This is a genomic window from Clostridium sp. UBA1652 (assembly GCF_002320975.1).
GTDB classification, from domain to species: domain Bacteria; phylum Bacillota; class Clostridia; order Clostridiales; family Clostridiaceae; genus Clostridium_T; species Clostridium_T intestinale.
On the sequence record NZ_DCLI01000090.1, the window covers coordinates 100,261 to 125,691 of the forward strand.

Annotated in this window: 22 protein-coding genes; 5 read left to right on the plus strand and 17 right to left on the minus strand. The window is 30.8% G+C overall.

Features of this window, described 5'->3' with window-relative positions; genetic code table 11:
* Positions 1–304 precede the first annotated feature (304 nt).
* From B3N22_RS19920 to B3N22_RS19940, 5 genes are all read left to right on the plus strand, one after another.
* Entirely contained in the window at positions 305–2,005 is a 1,701-nt protein-coding gene (locus tag B3N22_RS19920; RefSeq protein WP_286909872.1) for a methyl-accepting chemotaxis protein, read from the plus strand.
* Positions 2,006–2,309: 304 nt separating this feature from the next.
* Positions 2,310–3,578, plus strand: a complete 1,269-nt coding sequence (locus B3N22_RS19925; RefSeq protein WP_286909874.1) for a hypothetical protein — start codon at positions 2,310–2,312, stop codon at positions 3,576–3,578.
* A 374-nt stretch (positions 3,579–3,952) separates the two neighbouring features.
* The gene (istA, locus tag B3N22_RS19930; protein ID WP_286909876.1) at positions 3,953–5,419 is read left to right on the plus strand and encodes an IS21 family transposase; all 1,467 of its coding nucleotides are present in this window, start codon (positions 3,953–3,955) and stop codon (positions 5,417–5,419) included.
* Between the two features lie 2 nt (positions 5,420–5,421).
* A complete protein-coding gene (istB, locus tag B3N22_RS19935; RefSeq protein ID WP_286909878.1) occupies positions 5,422–6,171 on the plus strand; it encodes an IS21-like element helper ATPase IstB in 750 nt (249 codons plus the stop codon).
* Positions 6,172–6,183: 12 nt separating this feature from the next.
* Entirely contained in the window at positions 6,184–6,624 is a 441-nt protein-coding gene (locus B3N22_RS19940; RefSeq protein WP_286909880.1) for a hypothetical protein, read from the plus strand.
* A gap of 17 nt (positions 6,625–6,641) precedes the next feature.
* Here the strand turns inward: B3N22_RS19940 and B3N22_RS19945 are convergent, their stop codons facing one another.
* From B3N22_RS19945 to B3N22_RS20025, 17 genes are all read right to left on the minus strand, one after another.
* Positions 6,642–7,076, minus strand: a complete 435-nt coding sequence (locus tag B3N22_RS19945; protein WP_349676655.1) for a YncE family protein — start codon at positions 7,074–7,076, stop codon at positions 6,642–6,644.
* A gap of 29 nt (positions 7,077–7,105) precedes the next feature.
* Positions 7,106–7,303, minus strand: a complete 198-nt coding sequence (locus B3N22_RS19950; protein WP_286909884.1) for a YncE family protein — start codon at positions 7,301–7,303, stop codon at positions 7,106–7,108.
* The gene (locus B3N22_RS19955) at positions 7,290–7,499 is read right to left on the minus strand and encodes a hypothetical protein (protein WP_286909886.1); all 210 of its coding nucleotides are present in this window, start codon (positions 7,497–7,499) and stop codon (positions 7,290–7,292) included. The genes B3N22_RS19950 and B3N22_RS19955 overlap by 14 nt, the downstream gene beginning before the upstream one ends.
* Before the next feature lie 198 nt (positions 7,500–7,697).
* Complete coding sequence (locus B3N22_RS19960; protein ID WP_286909888.1) at positions 7,698–8,087, minus strand: hypothetical protein; 390 nt, start codon at positions 8,085–8,087, stop codon at positions 7,698–7,700.
* A 102-nt stretch (positions 8,088–8,189) separates the two neighbouring features.
* Positions 8,190–8,321 (minus strand): FeoB-associated Cys-rich membrane protein, encoded by a 132-nt coding sequence (locus B3N22_RS19965; RefSeq protein ID WP_286909890.1) that lies wholly within the window; start codon positions 8,319–8,321, stop codon positions 8,190–8,192.
* 28 nt (positions 8,322–8,349) lie between these two features.
* On the minus strand, positions 8,350–9,573 hold the full coding sequence (locus B3N22_RS19970; RefSeq protein ID WP_286909892.1) for a C40 family peptidase: 1,224 nt from the start codon (positions 9,571–9,573) through the stop codon (positions 8,350–8,352).
* Between the two features lie 664 nt (positions 9,574–10,237).
* Positions 10,238–10,393: a hypothetical protein gene (locus B3N22_RS19975; RefSeq protein ID WP_286909894.1), complete on the minus strand. Its 156-nt coding sequence runs from the start codon at positions 10,391–10,393 to the stop codon at positions 10,238–10,240.
* A gap of 159 nt (positions 10,394–10,552) precedes the next feature.
* Positions 10,553–12,379 carry a glutamine--fructose-6-phosphate transaminase (isomerizing) gene (gene glmS, locus B3N22_RS19980; RefSeq protein ID WP_286909898.1) on the minus strand — a complete coding sequence of 609 codons (1,827 nt, stop codon included), beginning with the start codon at positions 12,377–12,379 and terminating at the stop codon, positions 10,553–10,555.
* A gap of 519 nt (positions 12,380–12,898) precedes the next feature.
* Positions 12,899–13,906, minus strand: a complete 1,008-nt coding sequence (gene ilvC / locus B3N22_RS19985; protein ID WP_238903441.1) for a ketol-acid reductoisomerase — start codon at positions 13,904–13,906, stop codon at positions 12,899–12,901.
* 19 nt (positions 13,907–13,925) lie between these two features.
* Entirely contained in the window at positions 13,926–15,596 is a 1,671-nt protein-coding gene (ilvB, locus tag B3N22_RS19990; RefSeq protein WP_238903443.1) for a biosynthetic-type acetolactate synthase large subunit, read from the minus strand.
* A gap of 19 nt (positions 15,597–15,615) precedes the next feature.
* Positions 15,616–17,274, minus strand: a complete 1,659-nt coding sequence (gene ilvD, locus B3N22_RS19995) for a dihydroxy-acid dehydratase (protein WP_286909902.1) — start codon at positions 17,272–17,274, stop codon at positions 15,616–15,618.
* Between the two features lie 5 nt (positions 17,275–17,279).
* Complete coding sequence (leuB, locus tag B3N22_RS20000; RefSeq protein WP_238903448.1) at positions 17,280–18,362, minus strand: 3-isopropylmalate dehydrogenase; 1,083 nt, start codon at positions 18,360–18,362, stop codon at positions 17,280–17,282.
* A 101-nt stretch (positions 18,363–18,463) separates the two neighbouring features.
* Positions 18,464–20,056, minus strand: a complete 1,593-nt coding sequence (cimA, locus tag B3N22_RS20005) for a citramalate synthase (protein WP_181601593.1) — start codon at positions 20,054–20,056, stop codon at positions 18,464–18,466.
* A gap of 35 nt (positions 20,057–20,091) precedes the next feature.
* Entirely contained in the window at positions 20,092–20,607 is a 516-nt protein-coding gene (gene ilvN / locus B3N22_RS20010) for an acetolactate synthase small subunit (RefSeq protein ID WP_073021422.1), read from the minus strand.
* A 700-nt stretch (positions 20,608–21,307) separates the two neighbouring features.
* Positions 21,308–22,657 carry a phosphoglucosamine mutase gene (glmM, locus tag B3N22_RS20015; RefSeq protein WP_286909912.1) on the minus strand — a complete coding sequence of 450 codons (1,350 nt, stop codon included), beginning with the start codon at positions 22,655–22,657 and terminating at the stop codon, positions 21,308–21,310.
* Between the two features lie 148 nt (positions 22,658–22,805).
* Positions 22,806–23,639, minus strand: a complete 834-nt coding sequence (locus tag B3N22_RS20020; RefSeq protein ID WP_073021418.1) for an AIM24 family protein — start codon at positions 23,637–23,639, stop codon at positions 22,806–22,808.
* Between the two features lie 10 nt (positions 23,640–23,649).
* Positions 23,650–25,419, minus strand: a complete 1,770-nt coding sequence (locus tag B3N22_RS20025) for a M3 family oligoendopeptidase (protein ID WP_286909915.1) — start codon at positions 25,417–25,419, stop codon at positions 23,650–23,652.
* Positions 25,420–25,431: the final 12 nt, after the last annotated feature.

Here is a 25,431-nt window from a genome sequence, read left to right on the forward strand (position 1 = left end):
TTGATTGATTAATAACTTTTTCATTGTAGAATTATAAATTAAGTTTCTACATTTTCAGAAGCCTATTTCCCCTATAGGCTTCTGTATTCTTACAATCTTATATAAATACAAATCCGTAATAATCCTATCAAATAAACATTTTGATAGGATTATTATTTTAAATGTATTTACATAATTTCTACATAATTATTTTATAGAATATTCTTATGTAAAATGTGGTAATTAAGATTACTTATTAATAAAATGAGGTAGTCACTTATTTATCCTATTTATATACAACTACTATTTATTGGAGGAAATACACGTGAAATATACTATAAGAAAAAAATTATTTTTTTCCTTTGGAATCACTTTAAGTTTTATGTTTCTATTAGCCACTGTAGGCTTATATGATATGAAGCAAATAAATCATAATGTTGAGGATATGTATAATAAAGTATCCGATATAAATTATATAAAAGATGCTCAATATTATGTAGCCAAAGTTCAGTTAGCTGAAAAAAATGTACTTTTATCATTAACATTAGAAGAAAAAGAAGAACATACAATGCATCTAGATGATGCTTATGACAATGGAATAATTGAAAATTTAAATAAATATAAGGAATCTACTCATGCTAATAGCATAGATATAGTAAATACTATAATAGACACTGTATCTAAAGTCAGATTACAACAAAAAAACGTAATTGATAAAAGTATGCAAAATAATACCGATGAGGCTTTAGCTCTCTCAAAGGAGAATTCTAAGTTATTTAAAAGTATAGAAGAAAAAATAGATATTATAGCTCAAAATAATATCGACGAATCAAAACAAAAGTATGAGATCAGTATGAATATTTATTATAACGTAGTAAAAGTTGTTATGATATTCTCTATAATAGCAATAATTATAAGTGCTATACTGACTATCCTTATATCTTCATCTATTTTAAGACCACTTCAAAAAAGTATCTCTTTTGCTAAAGACATAGCTAATGGAAACTTAACCGATCAATTAAATACAATATCTAAAGATGAATTAAGCATACTTATTACTGCCTTAAATAATACTGGCAAGAACCTCAAAGACATTGTAAGTAAAATAAAATTTACTTCTACTGAAGTTAATTCAGGTAGCGAGCACCTATCATACTCTATTGATAGTATAACTAATGTAACAAATGATATAGGAAAGAAGATTATTAATATTACAGACAGTATAGAAAACATATCTAAAAGCGTAGAAGAAACAGGCATAAATATAGATTCAATATCCTTAAGCTCAAGCAGTGTTTCTAAACTTGCTATTGAAGCAAAAAATAATTCACTAACCTTTAGAGATTATTCATTTAAAGGTAAAAAATCCGTTGATATTGTAGTCTCTACAATGGAAGAAATTGAAGATGCAACAAAAAAAGTTAAAAATACTATAAGTGATTTAGATAGTTTATCTAACAAAATAAGTGAAATAACTTCAATGATAACTAATATAGCTAATCAAACAAATATGTTAGCATTAAATGCTGCAATAGAAGCCGCTAGGGCTGGTGAGCAAGGTAAAGGCTTTTCTGTAGTTGCTGATCAGGTTAGAAAACTAGCAGAAGAAAGTGCTTCGGCAGCATATAATATTGAAAATATGATTTTAGATATTAAATCTAAAATAGGTATTTCTGTTAGTAATATTCAGTTAACGGAAAGTAAGGTCTATGCTGGAGCTTCTGTTGCAAAAGATACTGAAAAGCAAATTAATTATATAATACAGAATATGAACATATTAACTGATACTATAGAAGAAATATCTGTACAATCTAATAGTCAGACTAAATCGACTGATAATATTGCACAAAACATGAATCAAATAGTTAAAAATACAAAGTTATTAAACCTTACTTCTCAAGATATAAGTTCAAGCGTTCAGGAGCAAATAGCTGTTATGGAAGAAATCTCTTCAACATCTACTAACCTCACTTCAATGACAGAGGATCTAAGCTCTATGGTTGAATACTTTAAAATCAATAATTAGATATAAATCTAAAGTATTAAAAAGTAAAATATATCCCATTGATATGTTTTACTTTTTATTAATTTACTTTACTTATTATTTTATTATATATATGAAACTTTATTGGTAATATGTGATATTAATAATTACTAGTTTATAAGATCTCCATATTATTAAACATTAAGTTAAATATAAGTATTCAAGCCAAATAAACACTTTTTATCATATATATTTTTTATAATTTTCATTACCATTTTATATAAATTACTTACATTTTATGTTATTCTATATTATATCATAATGTATATTATCGGAGGCATAAATAATGAGTGATACAAAATTAATTGAAATTGTTAATCAATATAAGGTAGATTCAGAATCAGTCTATAACACTTGGTTTATACATAATGAAACTAGAATGAAAGCTTTTCGATCTATTCGTCGAGGAGTAATTGATATTATTAATTCTATTAAAACTAACTCATTCGGAAATGATTTTAAAGGTTCTCCACTTGAATTTGTTTTAAAATGTATTACTGAACAAAAACAAGTTTTTGAAGGTGCTGCTCATCCGTTCTATTGGAAACCAAAACTTAGAATTCCGGATATTTATGAGAATGAAGAAAATAAAATAATATTTGGACAATTCTTAGAATCTTGTTTATCAGCTAATAGTGCAGATAAGCTAATAAAAGAAATTATAAAACTAGATAGTTATAAAATTAAAGGTCTAGGCCCTGCTGTAGCAAATATACTTTATTTTTTGCATCCTACACTAATACCTCCGTTTAATACAGCTATGGTAAATGGTTTTAATGCTATATTTTCTGATAAAAAGAAGCTTGGTTCATGGACTGATTATTTACAAATGAGAGAAGCAATTATAAGAACGAATGAAGAACTTAATCCATTATTGTCAAAAGACTTAGGTGCAATCTCTGGATTATTATTCGATATAGGTATTGGTAAAATTTCTTTGACTGAAAACTGGGAGGTATCACTAAAATTTGAAAAAGCTAAATTAGAGAAGGCTTTAAATAAACGCCATCTCGAAGTCCAGAATGAAATTAAAGAAGAATCCGAACATCTTAAAATGCAGTTTTTATTAACTGAGATTGGTAATTCCTTAGGTTATGATGTTTTTGTTGCAATAAATGATAGGACAAGGTCTCTTAATGGTAAAAGCTTGGAGTTTATTACTATTCCTGAACTACCATCTCTATCTCTTCCCAAAGAAGTCTTAAGGACAATATCACTTATTGATGTTATCTGGATAAATAAGCAATCCAATGAAATTGAATGTGCTTTCGAAGTTGAAAAAAGTACTTCTATATACTCAGGAATTCTGCGATTAATTGATTTAGGATTATCACTAGGTTCAAAAGAATCTAATTTTTTTCTAGTAGCGCCTGATTTACGAGAAAAAGAAATAATTACACAATTAAAACGTCCATCTTTCAAAGATATAGAATGTATCACTTTAAGATATATATTGTTTTCTAACTTATATAAAAACTGTGAGTCTTTATGTACATTTGGCGATGATTATAAAATATTATATAAGATTGCAAGTAAAGTTAATTCTTGTCTTTAAAATTGCATCTAAAAAGCTTTGATAATATAAGTCCTATCAAAGCTTTTTTACTATATTTATAGAATAATATACACCTCCATAATTCCTCCATAATTCTTTTTTATAATTAATTTATAGATAAGAAAACATAAGGAGAGAATACTAATGATGAATTTGTTACGATACTTATTTAGCAAAAAATACAGAATAAATTATTCAAAAAAAATCTTAAATAATTACAATGATACTAATAATAAGCTTGAACAAATATATGAAGATGTTCACTACACTGTTGATTTATACTTAAAACTGACCCACCTTTAACGAGTAAAGTTGACCCACCTATAATGGATAAACTATCCTAATCTTTGAACCAAAGATTAGGAGGAATAAAGGTGAAAGATGTGAGAGATTGGATAACAGTCAAAACAATGTATAAGAAAGGAGTTCCGATTCGGCAAATAGCCAGAGAATTAAAAATATCCAGAAATACAGTTAAAAGATTAATACGATTTGAAGAAGAACCTAATTATAAGAAGCGAGAATATGAAACAAAAATTGATGATTATCTAGAAGAAATCAGAGTTTGGTACCTTGATCCCGAATATAACTTCATTGGGACAAGAATTTATAGAGAGTTAAAGAAAATTGGGTATGCTGGAAGCATATCGCCAGTATACAGATATTTAAATAAACTAAAAGAAGATAAAATTAATATTCCATTAAAAGCTACGAAACGTATCGAAACACCTTTAGGTGATCAATCACAATTTGATTGGGCACATTATGTAATGACTATAGGTGGTGAAAAAATAACAGTTTATTGTTTTTCATTAATTTTATCAGCATCAAGGAAAAAAGCTATTATATTTTCTAAGTCTTGCGACGGCGAAGCTACATATGAAGCAATACACTTATTATTTAAGAAATTTGGAGGCGTAACAAAAGAATTATTAATAGATAATCCAAAAGCTTTAGTAGATTCTAATAAAGCTGGGGATGAAGTTAATTTTAATACTAATGCATTAAGATTAGCACATTATCTAGGAATATCTCTAAATGCCTGCAACCCTTACAGGGCGAGACCCAAAGGTAAAGTAGAAAGACCTTTTCAATATATTGAAGAACAATTTGTGAAAGGAAATAAGTTTAATTCTATGACTGAATTAAATCAAGCAGCTGATATATTTATAGAGGAAGCTAATAATTCTGTCCACAGAACTACGCGAAGAATAACAAATGAGTTCTTTCTAGAAGAATCTCCACATTTAATACCGTTAAGAAGTAAACCTTTTATAATTTGTGACCTTAAAGAGAGAAAAGTAAGTTTAGATTCATATATTTCTGTAGATGCTGTAAAGTATAGCGTACCTGTTGAATATGTAGGTAAAAAAGTATCATTTAGAATAACATTAGGATATAAATTAGAAATATTTAATAAAGCTTTAGATATAATTGCATCTCATGAAATTATAAAAGATAAGGGGAAAATGATTACAATAGACACTCACTATGGTGATTTAAATAATATTGCACCAAAATCTATCCCTGAAATAATAAGACAATTTGAAAATACATTTTCTAACGGGAAGGTATTCTACAAAAATTGTATTCCCTATTTAAAGCAACCTAGTTATCACTTGCGTCAAATAATTAAATTCAAGGAGTTATATGATATCGACTCTTTAGACTTAATTTTAAAGTATTGTATTGATAATAATATCTATGAAATTAAAGCTATAAAAACCGTATTAAAAACACAGTATTTTAATATTGTAAAAGGCATGAATTCAGAAGATGAACTCCTTACTATAAGTGAAACTAGCCGTGATTTATCTTATTATGAGGAGGATCAGTTTTAATTATGAAAGACAGGATTAACACAGCACCAGACCATATTAAATCTCTTCTTAAGCAATTTAAATTGTTAGATATTCAGTTAAACTATGAAGAAGAAATAGCTTACGCTATCGAAAATAATCTTGGACATAGAGAATTTTTAGCAAGATTATTAGACATCGAGGCTAAAGGAAAAAAAGAAAGAAATACTGAGCGTAATATTAAGGCTGCAAAATTTGAGGGAATAAAAACATTGGATGGATTTGATTTTTCCTTTCCTGATAAAATTAATGAAGCTAAAGTAAGGGATTTAGAGACACTAACATTTATAAATAACAAAGAAAATGTAATTTTAATCGGCCCGCCAGGCGTCGGCAAAAGTCATATTAGTATATCACTAGGAGTATTAGCTTGTAGAAATGGGTTTAAGGTATTATTTACTACAGCTCAAGAATTTATGGACAAGTTGTATGCTAGCTATCTTCAAGGCTCTTTAGAAAGTAAATTTAAAGCCTTGCGAAAAGTAGATCTATTAATAATTGATGAATTAGGTCATTTTCAAATGGATAAAGAAAAAGAGAGCATATTCTTTCAAATCATCCGCCAACGATATGAAAAAAGCTCTCTAATAATAACTACCAATATACCACTAGGTAATTGGGATAAAATATTTACTAGCAAATTAGCTGCAACTGCAATACTTGATCGACTAATGCATCACTGTCACTTAATAAGTATAACAGGGGATAGCTATAGAGTAAAGGGGATTAAATAGGAGGATTTTACAATGAAACATGATCATAAATATTTAGATTATGAAAAGTTTATACATATATTTAATAATGAAGGAAAAAAAGCAGCAAAAGAGTTTGTCGCCAATACCACTTCAATTAATTATGACTATTTTGTTAGGTTATTGAAGAAATATACTAATTACGTATATAATAGACCGTTTAAGAGATATGAACTTTCCTCTGAGGGGTCTAGTACTTTTATGAGTATGGAAGATTTAATAAACAAAGGAAAAGATGATGCTACAAAAGTTGTAGTATCTATTCCTGAAAAAGTTTATTATAAAGATCCTATCGATGCACTAAATATAGATATACTTCAAGATAGGCTTATAGAAATATCTAAGTATATTAAAATTAGTCAAAGCACCAAAAGTATTGAAATTAATATGTGCCGCTTACGCGAAAGCGGGTATGATCTTAGCGTTATAAATTAAATATTGATGGGTCAATTTTATTTGCAAAAGTGGGTCAAAAGTAGTTGACAATCTACATTAATACTTATACCATTAGGTATACTATCAACTGAAATGGTATCTATTACATTATTTGTACTGTTATCTATAACACTAACTGTGCTATTATACATATTAGTAATATATACGAATTTATTATCAGAACTTACTACTACACCATGAGTTCCCTTTCCAGTTTCTATCGTTGCACCTACTTGTTTTGTTGTTAAGTCAACTTTTGAAACAGTATTAGAAGTATTCTTTTCAGTTCCTTGATTAGCAACATATGCATATTTATTATCTGGCGATAAATAAACTTGGGCTGGCCCTATTCCTATTGCAATTTTTTCAACTTTATCTGAATTCAAATCAACTATTGCTATAGAATTTTCAGCATTTATTGTAACCACTAATGTCTTGCTATCTTCAGTCACCCCTGTAGTTACTGGAGTACTTCCTACCTTTATTTTTTTATTTTCTTATTTCCTGCAATATCAACTACACTTACTGTGTCTTCTCCCATGTTAGCAATATACGCATATTTACTATCTGCAGATATCCTAAAACCATGAGGTCCTTTCCCAACGGCTACATTATTAATAACCTTATAACTTTTATCATTAATTATAGATACATTATTATCCTCATTACTTAGTAGCAATATCTATTATAGATATACTTCCACCTTCATTAGCTGTGAATATGTATGATGTTTTTTTCTCTTCAACTTGATCTTCTGTATTAGGTGTTTTAGTTTCCTCTTTTGCTGAGTTTCCACACGATACTAAAGCCAATGCTAATAGTAAAGAACTTCCTATTACTTTAAAACATTTAAATTTATATATTTTTTCCTCCATTTTAGTTTTATTTTATTAATTGTTAATCACTAATTATAAATTTAAAACTACTTATTTACCGTTAAGTTATCTCATCTGTCTTACAAATATGGATTCAAAATAAAGTTATATTATTCCTTATGAGGATACAATTCATAAATAAAGGCATAAAAAAGGAGAATCTCAAATCATCATGAGATTCTCCTTATAATTATTAGTTTATTGTTTGGAGTCTTGTGCACTGCCTTTTCCCATCATTGAGCTATGCATATTAATCATAACCTCTTTATCTACAGATTCCATCATTCTGCCCATTGATTCATAACCGTTATTTTTCATGATATTTATCATTTTATTGTATTGTTCATCGGTCATATTATTCATAAACTCACTCATATATTCAAAGTCTCTATTTTCCATAGCATTAGCAACATTTTCAAATCCATTTTCTTTCATTATATTTATCATGCTATTTTTGTTCTTTTCAGACATCATTGATAAATTAACGTTAGACTTATTAGGATAAATGTCTTCTTTTGCATATGCTATCTTTACCAAACCTATTGTTAATACGGTTGTACCAATTAACGCTAAAAATCTTTTTTTCATATCTCAGCTCTCCTTATATTTAATACTTAGTCTATATACATATTCTAAGATACAATTATGGAGAGATTATGGAGAGATTATAAAAATGTACTTTAATTCATATTACTTTTTATATTTTTCCTTCAATTCATTTCCTCCTTCACAACAACATGAAGATTTTTTTCTTATCTTCGTATATATTGTAAGAACAGAAAACAATATTATACCCATAGTAATTAAAACTTCTATAATCAATAAAAGCACCCCACCATAGTATTTTTCTCTACATTACTCTTCTAGCTGCATAGAATGACCAAATTTTAGATACTTTAACCACATCTCCAGTTTGAGGTGCATGTATTATTTGGCCTCCACCTACATATATTCCCATATGTCCTGGGCTAGTAAATACTAAGTCTCCTGGCTGTAAGTCAGAATAACTCACAGGAACTCCATCATTTATTTGCGTAAATGTAGTTCTAGATAAAGATATACCTACTTGTTTAAAAACATACTGTGTAAATCCTGAACAATCAAATACATTAGGACCATTAGCGCCATAAACATATTTAGCACCTAATTTACTATACGCTATGGAAAGCAACGTTGAACTTGATGCTGAACTATTCGTAGGTGCAACATTTCCTCCTCTACTTAGGGTAGAAACTGGTGCTTGCTTTTGTTGAACAAGCGTTTTTGCTTTTTCAATTAAGTTTACTAACTCACTATCAATATCTGAACTCTTCATAGTCTTTCTTAACTCTCTCAAAGTTGAAATAGCATTATTTAAATCATTAACTGTACTACCAGAATTATCAATTATAGTTTTAAATGGTTTATATAATTCTCTCTCTGTTGTTGCTAAATCACTAGCAAACTTTTCATATTCTTCTTTAGCCTGATTTATGTATACCATTTGTTCTTCTTTTTTCTTGTTCAGCTCATCTAATTTAACCTTATTATCCGTATTTAATAATTCAATTTCTTGAATATTAATTTCTAAGTTGGATATATGGTCATTATACTCTTTTTGTTTATCCTCAAGATCACCTATAATTTGTTTATCTAAGCTCATTATTTTTCCGACAGCTTGAGCTTTAGCAATTAAATCACCTAAACTATTAGAACTTAATAAAATCCCAATATAGCTTGCTTGTCCACCAGATTTGTAAAGCGCCCGCATTCTTAATCCAAATATCTCCTCTTTTTCTTCTAATTCTTTTTTTGTTTCTTGTATTTGTTTCTTTATGCTTTCTATTTGATTATTTGCATCTGAAATTTTTTCAATATTTTCCTCCACTGCTATAGCTATTGGCTGTATTTGCATATCTAGCTCGTCTACTTTATTTTGTAGTTCCGCATACTTGCTTTGAGCTTCTGATACCTTTTCGCCCTTTTCATCAAGTATTTGCTGTTGTTCTTCTGTTAAAGGTTCAGCCAATACTTGTATACCTGTTCCAAATAATAGTGAAACAATAAGTAAAGCTGATATTGCTTTTTTCTTCATAACATCATAGTATTACCATAATAAATTAGTAATACTTCCCTCCCCTCAATTGTTTATTAAATTATCTGTAACAATAATTTTTCATTCATGTAATATTGTTAACTCAAATCATTTCCATTTAAGAGAATTAACTAATTACTTTTCTTAATCATACTACTCATTCTATTATATTTTTCTTCATTTTTAATAGATAAAATTTCTTCATACAATTTAATCTAAGTTTACTATTTTTATATGAAGATATAATATTTTTGAATTTTTGAAAGTTTCTTAAAAATCAATCATATACCTTTTATATCCATTTAGTTAAAATAATTAACAAAATTTAATTTTAAAAAGTGTTTATCCAAGAATTATATGATTTCACAGAAGAATTTTATTAAGGAATATAATAAATCCAAGAATGTACATTATAGAGAGATAAGCGTTAAAGATTTTTCTAAAATCTTAGGTATAGGCAGTAGTTTTTAAATAAAATTGAAACTAAATGATTTATTAGAATCTTTTAATTTCTAAAAAAACATGTTGTTTGTTTATTATTTCTATATAAAATCTATTTTTAACAAATGCCTTATATTCATTTTTTCTAGTAAAACTCATAATTTAAAACCTAATTTAAACTAAAAAATACACACTCGTAAAAAGAATGTGTATTTTATAAATATTAAATTATTAATTTTTCAAGATCAGCTATTATTAAATTAACTTTCTCAAGTTTGCCTATAGCATAATCTTTTTCTACTAACCATTCGATACCCATTTCTAGACATCTTTTTTCCTCTTTATATTCAGCTAATAATTCTACTAACTTGTTATTCATAAATTCACCCCATATGAATATTTTTTAAATACTTTGCTCTAATAGTGCTTTTGAATAAAAATCATTATATTTGACAAAACTTATTGTAATAACAACTATTTATCTTATTTTACAATTCAAGTATTTATTTTATAATATAACAACTTTATATCATAAAAACTATTCTACAGTTACAGATTTTGCCAAATTTCTTGGTTTATCAACATCAAGGCCTTTATCTTTAGCTATATAATAAGCCATTAATTGGTGAGGTATAACTGCTAAAACTGGTGCTAATAAATCGCTTGTTTGTGGAATTTCTATTGGATAGTCTAAAGATTCCATAATCTCTGTTTCTCCTTCATAGCAAATTCCTGCTATTTTAGCTCCTCTTGTTACAACTTCTTTTATATTACTAACCATTTTGTCTATTAACTTTCTTTGAGTTAAAGTAGTTATAACCATAGTTCCTTCTTCTATTAAAGCTATAGGACCATGTTTTAATTCTCCACCTGCATAAGCTTCTGAATGGATATAAGTTACTTCTTTAACTTTAAGAGATCCTTCTACGCTTATTGCATAGTCTACACCTCTTCCTAAATAGAATATATCTTTCTCCATATAGTGTTCTGCTGCAAATCTTTGAACTATATCTTTGTTATCTATAACTTGTTTTGCTTTCTCTGGTAAAGTAAGCATTTCTTTTTTAATTTCTTCAATCTCTTCTGCTGTTAATGTTCCTTTTAATTCAGCAATATAAAGTGCTAATATATCAAATGCTATTAACATTGTAATATAAGCTTTTGTTGATGCAACTGCAACTTCTGGCCCTGCCCAAGTGTATATTACATCATCTGCTTCTCTTGATACTGAGCTTCCTACTACGTTAGTAATAGCCATAACTCTAGCGCCTTTTTTCTTTGAGTCTCTTAATACTGCTAAGGTATCTGCTGTTTCTCCTGATTGGCTTATAACTATTAATAAAGATTTATCAGTTATTAATGGTTCTCTATATCTAAATTCAGAAGCTATATCTACTTCAACAGGTATTTTTCCCCATCTTTCTATAACTGTTTTTCCTACTAATCCTGCATTATATGCTGTTCCACAGGCAACTACAAATACTTTATCTATTTTATCTAAATCTTCTTTTGTAAGAGAGATATCATCTAGTTTGATTTTTTCACCTAAGGCAATTCTTGAAGTCATTGTATCTCTTATTGCTTTTGGTTGTTCATGAATTTCTTTTATCATGAAGTCTTCATATCCACCTTTTTCTGCTGCATCAGCATTCCAAGTTACGTGAAAAACATCTTTTTCTACTTTATCTCCATCTTCATTATATAAAGCAACTCCATTTTCATCTATTACAACAAATTCTTTATCTTCTAGTAAATAAACATCTCTAGTATAGTTTAAAACTGCTGGAATATCTGATGCTATGAAGTTTTCGCCTTCCCCTAAACCAACTATAAGAGGGCTGTCTTTTCTTACTGCTACTATTTTATTTGGTTCATTTTTAGATATTACTCCTATAGCATAACTACCTTCCATTTTCTTAGTAGCTTCCATAACAGCTTCTAATAAATTTCCTTTGTAGTAGTAATCAACTAAGTTAGGTATTACTTCTGTATCAGTTTCTGAAAAGAATTTATACCCTTTACCTTTAAGCCATTCTCTTAATCTTCCGTAGTTTTCTATTATACCATTATGAACTACGCTGATTGTTTCGCTTTCATTTGAATGTGGATGAGAGTTTACATCTGATGGTTCTCCATGAGTAGCCCATCTAGTATGCCCTATTCCTAATGATCCTTCTATAGGATTTTTTTCTAATTTATCTTCAAGATTTGCTAATCTTCCTTTACATTTACTTATTTCAATTTCTCCGTTATTTAATACAGCAACTCCTGCTGAGTCGTATCCTCTATATTCAAGTTTTGATAATCCTTCTACTAATATATCTGAAGCTTTTTTACTTCCTAAATAACCTACTATACCGCACATATTTTTTACCTTCCTTTTTGCAATCATTATAATTTTTGTATTTTTTTACTAAAAAAGGGTATAAAAATACTAGGGTCCAAAAGCCCTAGTTTTTTTGCTTTAACACCTGATAGGATTTGTGCTAGAAATTGCTCCCTAGTTTTGTCCTTTCGTTAACGGTAGTGCGATACCGTGGGGCACCCGCCGAAATATTCGATAAACCCCAACCCTCGTCAACTCAAAAAGTATATACCCGATCCCTTCTTAAGTTCTGGCGCTTGTATAAAATTTTCTTAAAACCTTATTTTTTCTTACTCTATATACATCCCACCTTTCACAAATATATTATTACACTTTCATATTTTATCATATACACTTACAAAAGCAAGTGATTTTTTATCTTATACTAATATTTATGCAAATATTAAGAAAAATGTTACTTTATATTAATAATATAAAAAGCCTAGAGACTTTATATCTTTTGGCGAAAGATTTGTGAGAGAAGCAAGTTCTCTTGTCCCTAGGCTAATTAGCTATTTTTTATTGTTCTAATTTATTTTCATTGATCCAAGACATCATTTCTCTAAGTTCTTTTCCAACTTTTTCGATTTGATGTTCTTTTTCTATTCTTCTTCTTGCATTAAACGCTGGTCTGTTTACTTGATTTTCTACTAACCAGTTTTTAGCAAATGTACCATCTTGAATTTCATGAAGTACTTTTTCCATTTCCTTCTTAGTTTCAGATGTTATTATTCTCTTACCTACTGAATAGTCTCCATATTCAGCTGTATCACTTATAGAATATCTCATCAAGCTCATTCCACCTTGATACATTAAATCAACTATTAATTTCATTTCATGTAAACACTCAAAGTAAGCATTTTCTGGAGCATATCCAGCTTCAACTAAAACTTCAAATCCAGTTTTTATAAGTTCTGAAACTCCTCCACATAAAACAGCTTGTTCTCCGAAAAGATCAGTTTCTGTTTCATCTCTAAATGTAGTTTCTAAAACTCCAGCTCTAGCTCCACCTATTCCATTTGTGTATGCTAATGCTAATTCTTTAGCGTTTCCAGTGTAATCTTGGTGTACAGCTATTAAACATGGTACTCCTGATCCTTGTGTATATGTTCTTCTAACCATATGTCCTGGTCCTTTTGGAGCAGCCATAAATACATCTACATTTGCAGGAGGAACTATCTGTCCATAATGAATATTAAATCCATGAGCAAATACTAAAGCTTTTCCTTCTGTAAGATTTGGTGCTACTTTTTCACTATATAATTTAGCTTGTTTTTCATCTGGTACTAATATCATTATTACGTCTGAAGTTTTAACCGCTTCTGCTGTATCTAAAACTTTCAATCCAGCTGCTTCTGCTTTTTCCCACGATTTACTACCTTCATATAGTCCTACTACAACATCTACTCCACTTTCATGAAGGTTAAGTGAATGAGCGTGTCCTTGGCTTCCATAGCCTATAACTGCAACTCTTTTTCCTTTTAATAATTCAAGATTTGTGTCCTTTTCATAATACATTTTTGCCATTTTAGCTCCCCCTTATTATTTATACATCTTCTTCATATATGATTTGATTTATAAGTGCTCCTGGTGCAACCATTGGGAACACCTTTTTATCCTCATGCACCCTATAGTCAATAACTACTGGCACTGAAGAATTGATGGCTTCTTTTAAAACAGGTTCTAATTCTTCCCTTTTTTCTACTAAGTATCCTTTTCCTCCATAAGCTTCAACAAGCTTAACAAAATTAGTCCCTCTGTTTATACTGGTATGAGAGTATCTTTCTTCGTAGAAGAAATTCTGCCACTGTCTTACCATTCCTAGTGCATTGTTGTTTACTATTATAGTAATTACTGGCGCCTTTTGAGCGTAGGCAGTTGCAAGCTCATTACAGTTCATTGCAAAACTCCCATCTCCAGCAATATTAATAACTAATTTATCTGGATTTCCAACCTTACTTCCTATAGCTGCCCCAAGTCCAAAGCCCATAGTTCCAAGGCCTCCAGAAGTTACAAATCTTTTTGGTTTCATATGTTTATAAAACTGTGACGCCCACATCTGATGTTGACCAACTTCTGTTGTTATTATAGCTTCTCCATTTGTGAGGTCATTTATTTTTTCAAATAAAAATTCTGGAGTCAATTCTTCTTTTTTACTATTTAAATTCTTCACAGAATCCTTATATCCTTTTATTTTTTCTGTCCACTCATTATTATTTTTCTTTTCTACAAGAGGAATAAGTTTTCTTAATGTTTCCCTTACATCTCCTATTACACTTGCATCAACTTTAACATTCTTATTTATCTCTGCTGGGTCTACATCTAAATGAATTATTTTAGCCCCTTCAAGATTAGAATTAGAGCTTATAACTCTATCACTAAATCTTGAACCTATTGCTATTAATAAATCACATTCCCAAGCTCCTAGATTAGAAGCCTTAGTTCCATGCATACCAATCATTCCTGTAAATAGTGGATGAGTTACTGGGAATCCTCCCATGCACATTAATGATGTAGCTGTAGGAGAATCTATCTTTTCTGCAAATTCCATCAATTCTTCTGATGCATCTGCTCTGATTATTCCTCCACCTGCATATATAAATGGTTTTGAGGATTGATTTATTAGCTTTGCAACTTCATCAAGAGCCTTATCTGTTATAAACTCAGTTTTTCTCTTAACTTTCACTGGTTCTTGTTTTATATATGCACCCTTTTGTGCACTTATATCTTTAGGAATATCTACAAGCACAGGACCTGGTCTTCCTTCTTGAGCGATTCTAAAAGCTTCTCTAATAATATCAGCTAATTCATTAATATCTCTCACCATGAAATTATGCTTTGTAATAGGAAGGGTTATTCCTGTAATGTCTACTTCCTGAAAACTATCCTTACCAAGTAATGGTCTGGTTACATTCCCCGTTATTGCAACCATAGGTATAGAATCCATATATGCAGTAGCAATTCCTGTTACTAAATTAGTTGCTCCTGGTCCTGATGTTGCCAGACAAACCCCAACCTTTCCTGTACTTCTTGCATATCCATCTGCAGCGTGAGACGCACCTTGTTCATGGCAAGTCAACACGTGTCTTATATCATCCCTGTATTTATATAAAGCATCGTATATATTTAATACTGCTCCTCCAGGATAACCAAATATAGTATCTACTCCCTGCTCTATTAGACATTGTATTAGTATCTCTGAACCATTTAATAACATTTAGCCCCCTCCTTATAAATTATTTAAATACAGCTCCTTTGCTGGCAGAACTTACAAGTTTGGCGTATCTTCCAAGATATCCATCTGTCACTTTAGGTGGTGGGCATATCCACCTGCTTCTTCTCTCAGCTAATTCCTCTTCTGTAACATTAACCTCTAATTTACCTTCTTGTATATTTATAGAGATTATATCTCCTTCTTGAACTAAAGCTATTATTCCACCTTCAGCGGCTTCTGGCGATACGTGACCTATAGCTGCACCTCTAGTAGCACCTGAGAATCTTCCATCTGTAATCAGTGCAACAGAAGAGTCTAATCCCATACCTGCTATTGCTGAGGTTGGAGATAACATTTCTCTCATACCAGGGCCACCCTTAGGACCTTCGTATCTTATTATAATTACATCCCCACTTTTAATTTTACCTTTCCATATAGCTGCTATTGCATCTTCTTCTGAATCAAATACTCTAGCTGGGCCTTCATGAACCATCATCTCTGGAAGTACAGCTGACTTTTTAACAACAGCTCCTTCTAAAGCAAGATTTCCTTTTAACACCTGAATTCCACCAGTTTGGCTATATGGTTTATCAATAGGTTTAACAACATCATAATCTCTAACTACTACATTTTTAATATTTTCCCCAACTGTTTTCGTAGTAGCAGTAATTCCATCTAAATACAATAAATTCTTTTTGGATAATTCATTCATAACTGCTTGTATTCCACCTGCAAAATATAAATCTTCTATGTGATTATCTCCTGCTGGTGCAAGCTTACATAGATTAGGTGTTTTAGAACTTATCTCATTTATCATATCTAAATTAAGTTCTAATTTAGCCTCGTTAGCTATAGCTGTTAAATGAAGTACTGAATTGGTTGAACAACCTAGTGCCATATCTACAGTTAACGCATTTTTCAAAGTGTTATCTGTAACTATATCTCTTGGTTTTATATCTTTTTTCACTAAGTCAAGTATTGCCATTCCAGCATTTTTAGCTAATCTTATTCTATCTGAATAAACTGCTGGGATTGTTCCATTTCCAGGAAGACCTAATCCTAGAACTTCAGTTAAACAATTCATAGAGTTAGCTGTAAACATACCTGAACATGAACCACATGTAGGACATGCACTTGATTCCATATCACATAAGTCTTCTTCACTCATCTTGTTTGCATTATAAGCTCCAACTGCTTCAAACATAGTAGAAAGAGAAACTGCTTTTCCCTTAAACTTTCCTGCAAGCATTGGCCCACCTGATATAATAACCGATGGGATATTTAATCTAAGTGCTGCCATTATCATACCTGGAACTATCTTATCGCAGTTAGGTACTAAAACTAATCCATCAAATTGATGTGCTCTTGCCATACATTCTATTGAATCAGCTATAAGCTCTCTGGTGCATAATGAATATCTCATTCCTTCATGCCCCATAGCTATACCATCACATACTCCTATAGTTGGAAATACTACTGGGGTGCCTCCTGCAAGCAATACTCCACTTTTAGCACCATTTACTATTTTATCTAAGTTAACATGACCTGGAATAATATCGTTTTGTGAACTTACTATTCCTATCATAGGTCTTTTCATCTCTTCATCTGAAAATCCTGCTGCTCTTAAAAGTGATCTATGAGGAGCCTTATCAGCTCCAAGTTTTATCTTATCGCTTCTCATATTAATTACTTCCCTTCTTTTATATAATTAACTACAAGTTCCCCCATTTCCTTAGTACCTATAAGCTTCATCCCTTCACTCATTATATCTCCAGTTCTATAACCTTCTTCTAGAACCTTCTCTACAGCTTTTTCTATAAGTTCAGCTTCCTCTACTAAACCAAAAGTAAACTTTAGCATCATAGCTGAAGAAAGAATTGTTGCTAATGGATTTGCAACTCCTTTTCCTGCTATATCAGGAGCTGAACCATGAATAGGTTCATACATACCAAAAGAGTTTTCCCCTAAACTAGCTGATGGTAACATTCCTATTGAGCCTGTAATCATTGACGCTTCATCTGATAATATATCTCCAAATATATTTGAAGTTAAAATAACATCAAAACCTCTTGGATTTCTAACTAATTGCATTGAGGCATTATCCACATACATATGTTCTAAAGTTACTTCTGGATAGTCCTTATGAACTTCCTCAACTACTCTTCTCCATAATCTTGAACTTTCAAGTATGTTAGCCTTATCTACAGAAGTCACTTTCTTGTTTCTTTTCATAGCAGTTTCAAAAGCTATTTTTGCTATTCTCTTTACTTCAGAAGTTGAATACTTTTCAGTATCTGTTGCTATTTCCTCTTCCCCTTCTTTCCATAAAGCTCTTTCTCCAAAATAAATTCCTCCTGTAAGTTCTCTAATAACACAGATGTCTATTCCATCTCCTATTATTGAGTCTTTAAGCGGAGATGCATCTCTTAAGGATGAATAAAGCACTGCTGGTCTTAAGTTACAATAAAGATTTAATCCTCCTCTTAGTCCAAGTAAAGCTTGCTCTGGTCTTATTTTAGCTGTTGGATCATCCCATTTAGGACCTCCTACTGCGCCTAAAAGTACTGCATCACTATTCTTACACACTTCTAAAGTTTCCTCTGGAAGAGGTGTTCCTTTTTCATCAATAGCAATACCACCTGCTAATACATACTCATAGTTGAACTTATGAGAGTATTTACCACCTACTACATTTAAAACTTTTACTGTTTCTTCAATAACTTCTGGTCCTATTCCATCTCCTGGTATAACTGCAACTTTATATTCCATAATTAGCCCCCTAATATTTAAAAATATTTTTTATTTATTTAACTAAATTATTTATAATTTTTCCATAAACTCTAGGAATGATTCCCCTCAGCATCACTCCCTTAAAAATACATCCTTACTTTTCTTTCAATATCTTTTATTAACTTATATTCAATAGAATCTACAAGAGCTATCCAGCTTGCTTCAATAATATCTTTAGACACCCCAACAGTAGTCCAATGTTCTAACCCATCAGTAGATTCAATTAATACTCTAACAGATGCTTCTGTAGCTGACCCTGCATCTAAAACCCTAACCTTATAATCTATAAGCCTAACATCCTTAAGCTGTGGATAGAAAATTTCCAAGGCTTTTCTTAAGGCTTTATCTAGTGCGTTAACTGGTCCATCCCCTTCTGCTACAGTCATTTCTTGTTTTCCTTCTACATTTATATTGATTAATGCTGTAGATGTAAAATCTCCTTTTAAAGATGGATGTTCCCCAATTACTTTAAAATTGTTAAGTTTGAAGAAAGGCTTGTACTTTCCTATAACTTTTCTTATTACCAATTCTACAGTTCCTTCGGCTCCTTCAAATTGATATCCTTGATGTTCAAGTTCCTTAAGCTTATCTATGATAGTTTGTACTTCCTTACTGTCTTTAGACATATTAGGAAATATCTTTTGAACCTCTTTAAGAATTGTACTTTTTCCACTAACCTCAGAAACTAAAAATCTTCTTGAATTCCCTACAGCCTCTGGATTTATGTGTTCATAAGACTTAGACATTTTAATTACTGCATCTATATGCATGCCACCTTTATGAGCAAAAGCTGAGTTTCCTACGTAAGGTGCATAGTCTTTAAGTGTAATATTGGATATTTCTGAAATTATTAGTGCTGCAGTTTTAAGCTTATTAAGTGCCCCGTCCTCTAAAACCTTCATCCCCATTTTTAGTTCTAAAGTTGGTATTATAGCACTTAGATTTGCATTACCACATCTTTCACCTATTCCTATAAATGTGCCTTGTATATGATTTGCCCCAGCACTTGCACTCATTATAGAATTAGCTACTGCCATCCCCATATCATCATGACAGTGTATTCCAATACTTCCTCCAACAAGTTCTCTAACTTCTAAAGTTATCTTTTCAACCTCTGTTGGAAGGGTTCCTCCATTAGTATCACAAAGTACTATTACATCTGCCCCAGCTTCCTTTGCAACCTTTAAGGTTTCTAGTGAATATTGCTTATTGCTTTTATATCCGTCGAAAAAATGCTCCCCATCAAATATTACTTCTTTTCCATTCTTTTTTAAGAATTCTATAGACTCTTTTATAAGTTTTAGATTTTCTTCTAAACTTGTCTTTAATATATCTATAACATGAAAATCTGAACTTTTCCCAAATATAGTTACAGTTTCCGTATTAGCTTCTAAAAGATCTTTTAGATTTTTATCTTCCTCAACTTTAACCCCTAACCTTCTAGTACTACCAAAAGCTACTATCTTGGTGTTTTTAAGATTAAGTTCATTAACTCTCTTAAAAAACTCCATATCCTTAGGATTTGAACCTGGATTTCCAGCTTCAACATAATGTACTCCTAAATCATCTAATGCTTTAGCTATTTTTAACTTATCCTCTACTGAAAATGAAATTCCTTGCCCCTGTGCCCCATCTCTCAGGGTTGAATCTAGAATAAATACTTCATTGCTCATTGCTAAATCACTCCTAATAACAAACTTTCCCCAAATTAAGTTTCAAAATATTCAGAATGAGAGCTTATATCTTTTTCTCCTCTTTCTAGCGCTGTAAGACCAGTTCTAACTATTTCTTTTATACCATAGTCATCCATTAGTTTAATAAGTGCTGCTACTTTACTTTCATCCCCAGTTAGTTCAATAGTTAAAGTCTCCATGGAAATGTCTATAACCTTACATCTAAAAATCTTAACTATCTCATTTATAGCTGCTCTTTGATTAACATCTGCATTTACCTTTATGAGAACCAATTCTCTATAAACAGAAGAATCTGGATCTAATTCTATAACTTTTTTTACATCTTCAAGCTTAGCTAATTGATTTTTAACTTGCTCTACGATATCACTGTCCCCATTCATAGTTATAGTCATTCTAGATAACTCTGGATTTTCGGTTCTTCCTACGGTTAAACTATCAATGTTATATCCTCTTCTAGAAAATAGCCCCGCAACCCTACTAAGTACACCAGAATAATTCTTTACAACTACTGATAAAACATGTTTATCCATAGTAATCCCCCTTTTTTTGTGTAAATAAAACCCACCTTAATGATATAATCATTATAGGTGGGAATATAATCATTCTATATACCGCCTTTAGTATAATATCACTCGGTTCTAACAAACCCTTGCTTTTAACGGGGCTTACCGGAGATCGCTTACTCACTAATTAATGAAATTAGTTTTCTGGACTCTGCTCTGGAGTGATATCTGTCTAGTAAAAGTATCGGTTTTCACCAACCACCGACTCTCTGAAACTTTAAATTCCAAACAAAAGTCTCCTTCTTAGCATTTTTTTAACTACTAAATATTAAGTTAATAAATCCTTATTTTTAATTTATTGTACTCTCTGATACGAATTTAGTCAACACATTCTTTATTTTTTATTTGTTTAATAAAATTAACTCACTTTTCTTAATAAATCAATATCTAAAATGCACAATTTTCTTACTAATCTGACTAATTCCTTGTGAATTATTTGTCTAAACCTTTAATTTATGTTCGTAAAAACCTCTGTTTTTCGTGTCTATTTTTGTCGATTTTCTTTTGTTCTTATCGTTTTCTCTGTACTTATCTATTCTACCCTTAACCCCATGAGGTTATGATAATTCTAGTTATTATGTTATAATATATATGACTTGATTTCATGTTTCAAGTCCCCCAATGTTAAAAGGCTGAGTTAATTTCTTAACTCAGCCTTTTAACGTTTCTAACTATTAGCTTTTTGCTCTATTAGAGCTCCTAGTTCTTTAGCCATCTTATCTATCTCTTCTTGATTTTCTCCTTCTAACATAACTCTTACTAGAGGTTCTGTTCCTGAAGGTCTTATTAGAACTCTTCCACATCCATGAAGAGATTTTTCTATTTTTTCTATTTCATTTTTAATTTCAGTATCTTTTTCATGAATATCTTTTTTATCATTTGGAACCTTAGCATTAACTAATACTTGAGGTAACTCCTTCATTATCTTAGCTAATTCACTTAAGCTCTTTTTACTTCTTTTTATTGTTGAAGCTATTTGAAGTGCAGTTACTAATCCATCTCCAGTAGTATTGTAATCAAGGAATATTACATGTCCAGATTGTTCTCCACCCAATACATGGCCACTCTTAAGCATTTCTTCTAATACATATCTATCTCCAACCTTAGTTATAGAAGTTTTTATGCCTTCTTTTTCGCAAGCAATCATAAGTCCTAAGTTACTCATAACCGTTACAACTAAAGTGTCGTCTTTTAATCTTCCAAGTTCTTTAAGATGTTTTGCGCATATAGTCATTATGAAATCTCCATTAACAAGATTTCCTTTTTCATCTACAGCTAAACATCTATCTGCATCTCCGTCAAAAGCGAATCCAACATCACAGCCTTTCCTTACCACATAGTCCATAAGTTCTTCTGTATGAGTTGATCCACAGTTTTCATTTATATTAGTTCCATCTGGAGTATTATTTATAACATAAACATCTGCTCCTAATTCTCTAAAGCATTTTACAGCAGCTTCATAAGCAGCTCCGTTTGCACAGTCTAACGCTACCTTTAATCCTTTTAAATCTACAGATATTGTATCTTTTGCAAAATCTATATAATGTTCTAAAGCAGCAATTTCATGAATTTTTCTTCCTAGGTTTTCTCCTGTTGGTGATGGTACATCTTCAAAATTATTTTCTATAACTCTTTGAATTTCATCTTCCAATTCATCTGAAAGTTTTAATCCTTTATCATCAAAAAATTTAATTCCATTATATTCAACTGGATTATGGGAAGCAGATATCATTACACCAGCATCAGCCCCATATTTTCTTGTTAAATAGGCAACTGCTGGGGTAGGAATTACATCTAAACATACAGCTTCTGCACCTACCGAAAGTATTCCTGCAACTAATGCAGATTCTAACATATCTCCTGATATTCTAGTATCTTTTGCAACTAATATCTTAGGTTTATGAGTTCCTTCTGTTAATACATAAGCTCCCGCTCTTCCTAAGTTATAAGCTAAAGTTGCTGTAAGCTCAGTATTTGCTATTCCTCTAACACCATCTGTTCCAAACATTCTATCCATAAAAATTTACCTCACTCTTTCATTAAGTAATTCAATCCACTTATTATTATACAAAATAAAAGGGAATCGTCAATGCAAACACTTTTCTTTTTTAAGTTTTTAAGGACTTTAATGAAGTTCTTCGAACTTCTACAGGATATAGGTGCAACTATACTTCAGTATTGCTATTTCCCTGAGGATTGCTTTGATTTTGAAGTGGCTCCATTGCCAATTTATCATAAACAGATTTAGTGGGAATAAGCCATACTTGCCCAGTGCCTCTATATACGTTCAAAAACCCTTCACCAGATGTTACTGAACCTACTATAGATTTAGCTGCTTTTTCTACTGTAAAATCTATATTTCCGCTTCTAAGCATAACAAAATTACCATCAACCTTAAGTGTATCATCTATCAATGTACACTTAAAGACTTCTTTTTCTGGTACAGGAATCTCTAGTACTACAATTCCACTTCCTGAAAGTTTAGTTTGAAAATATCCTTCATTTCCAAGAGCCATTGAACTTAAACTCTTAACTCTAGAAACCCCTACTTCTACATTACTTTCACACGCAAAAAAAAGTCCATCATCAACTATTATCTCTTCATCTTCAAGCTCTAATAGTGCAAAATGTCCAAAGGAGGGCTCTAAAAACATTTCCCCTGTTCCTTTGTACATTGGCTTAAACATGGTTTCTCCTGTGACCTTACTAGCAAAAAATTTCTTACCAAGGCCTAATACTCCCCCTACATTAGAGTGTATTTCTATATCACCCTTCATATAGCTTAATACACCAGATTCAAGAGTTACTGCACTACTATCTAAAAGTATCCTTACTTGTTTAAGCTTAATCCCAGAATCTTTCATAAACTTAAATTTTATAGCATCTTCTATCCTATTTCCTCCTTCTAGAGCATCATACTCAAGAACTTGAAAAACAGAATCACCTGCCATATCACTAAGCATAGTAAGCTTGTTAGTAATATTTAATGAAGATCTCATAATACACCTCTTAACTTAATTTAATAAATTCCTCAATATCTTCTTCAATAGTTTTAAGGGAAGCTCTCCAAAAATCTACATTTCTTATATCAATGTTCATTACCTTAGTAACATCTGCTAACTTATTTTTTCCTGTAATTGATAAAAGTTCTTCATAAACTTTTGGGAAGTCTTTTCCACTTTTTAGATACTCTGCATAAAGACCTTTTGAGAATAATAATCCAAATGCATAAGGGAAATTATAAAAATTACTGTTTGCATAATAATAATGAGGTTTCCAAGTCCACATATAAGGATGTAAATATTCTGGATCTAATCCATCACCATATGCCTCTCTTTGAGCGTTCACCATAATTTCTTTTATTTCTTCAGCTGATAATGCTCCATTTTTTCTTCTCTCAAACAATTCACTTTCAAATAAAAATCTTGAATATATATCAACAATTACTTGTGTGCAACCACTTATTTCTGTTTCTAATATAGATAGAGCTTCTTCTTTGCTTCCAGCTTTTATACCAGCTTTCATCACTATTGTTTCACAAAAAGTTGAAGCTGTCTCCGCTATAGGCATAGGATAATCTGCATTAAGTACCGCTTCATTTTTAAGACATTCTCCATGAAAACCGTGACCTAATTCATGGGCCATTGTAACAACGTCATTAAAGGAGTTCCCATAATTTAATAAGAATCTGCTTTCTCCTAGAAAATGAAGATTTTCGCAAAAAGCTCCTCCAACCTTACCTTCTTTAGGCATAACATCTATCCAGTTCTTATCAAAAGCCATTTTAGCAAAATTAGCTAAATTATCACTAAATGTTCTAAAATTATCTTCAACAAACTTCTTTCCCTTTTCATAAGAAAACTCCATATCAGCATCTGAAATTGGTGCATAAAGTTCATAGAAAGGAAGTCCGTTTTTATATCCTAATAGTTCTGCTTTTTTTCTTAAATACTTTCTGAAAATAGGTAGAGACTCCTTCATAGCTCCAAGCATAGCATTTAAAGACTCTTCATCCATCCTTGAATTAATTAAAGACATTTCTAAAGGGGATTTATATCCTCTTAAATCACTTATAGTTAGAACTTCCCCCTTAATTGCATTTAAGGCCGCAGCTACCCCATCTTCTATCTTTTTATAAGCTTCAATCTCAGCTTCATAAGCTACTTTTCTAACTTCTTTATCTTTATCATGAGCCATGTTTAAAACGACTGTAAGTGGCACTTCCTTCTTTTCACCTTTAATATTTAACTCAACTTTGTGATTTGATATTAAAGAATCTTTAAGCTTTAACCAAGCATTAGAACCTGTATTTTGCATTTTCGCTATAACTTTCTCTTCTTTTTCACTTAAAATGTACTTATTTAGCTCAACTTTTTCTTTTAAGAAAAATTCATATTCTTTCAGGAAAGGAGATTTTTCTAGAAGCTCATCTATATTAGATATTCCTCCTATCCATTTCTCTATCTTTGCATCTGACTCTGCCATATTACTTACATTTTGATTAAGTATATCTGAAGCCTTTAGAGCCTCAGTGTTTTTAGTATTAACACTTAAAGAAAGCTCTATAAATGATCCTAACTTGAAAAAGAAATTTTTCAAAGAACTTGTTTTGTTTATATATTCATGCAGTTTATCTATTACATTATCATAACTTGTAGTTGTATTATTAACCCATGAGTTATAGTCTTCTATTAATGTATTTGTTTTTTGAAGATCACCTTTAAATTCATTACTTTCAAAAGATGAATATAGCTCTTCTAAACTCCAATTTAAACTCATATTTTATTCCTC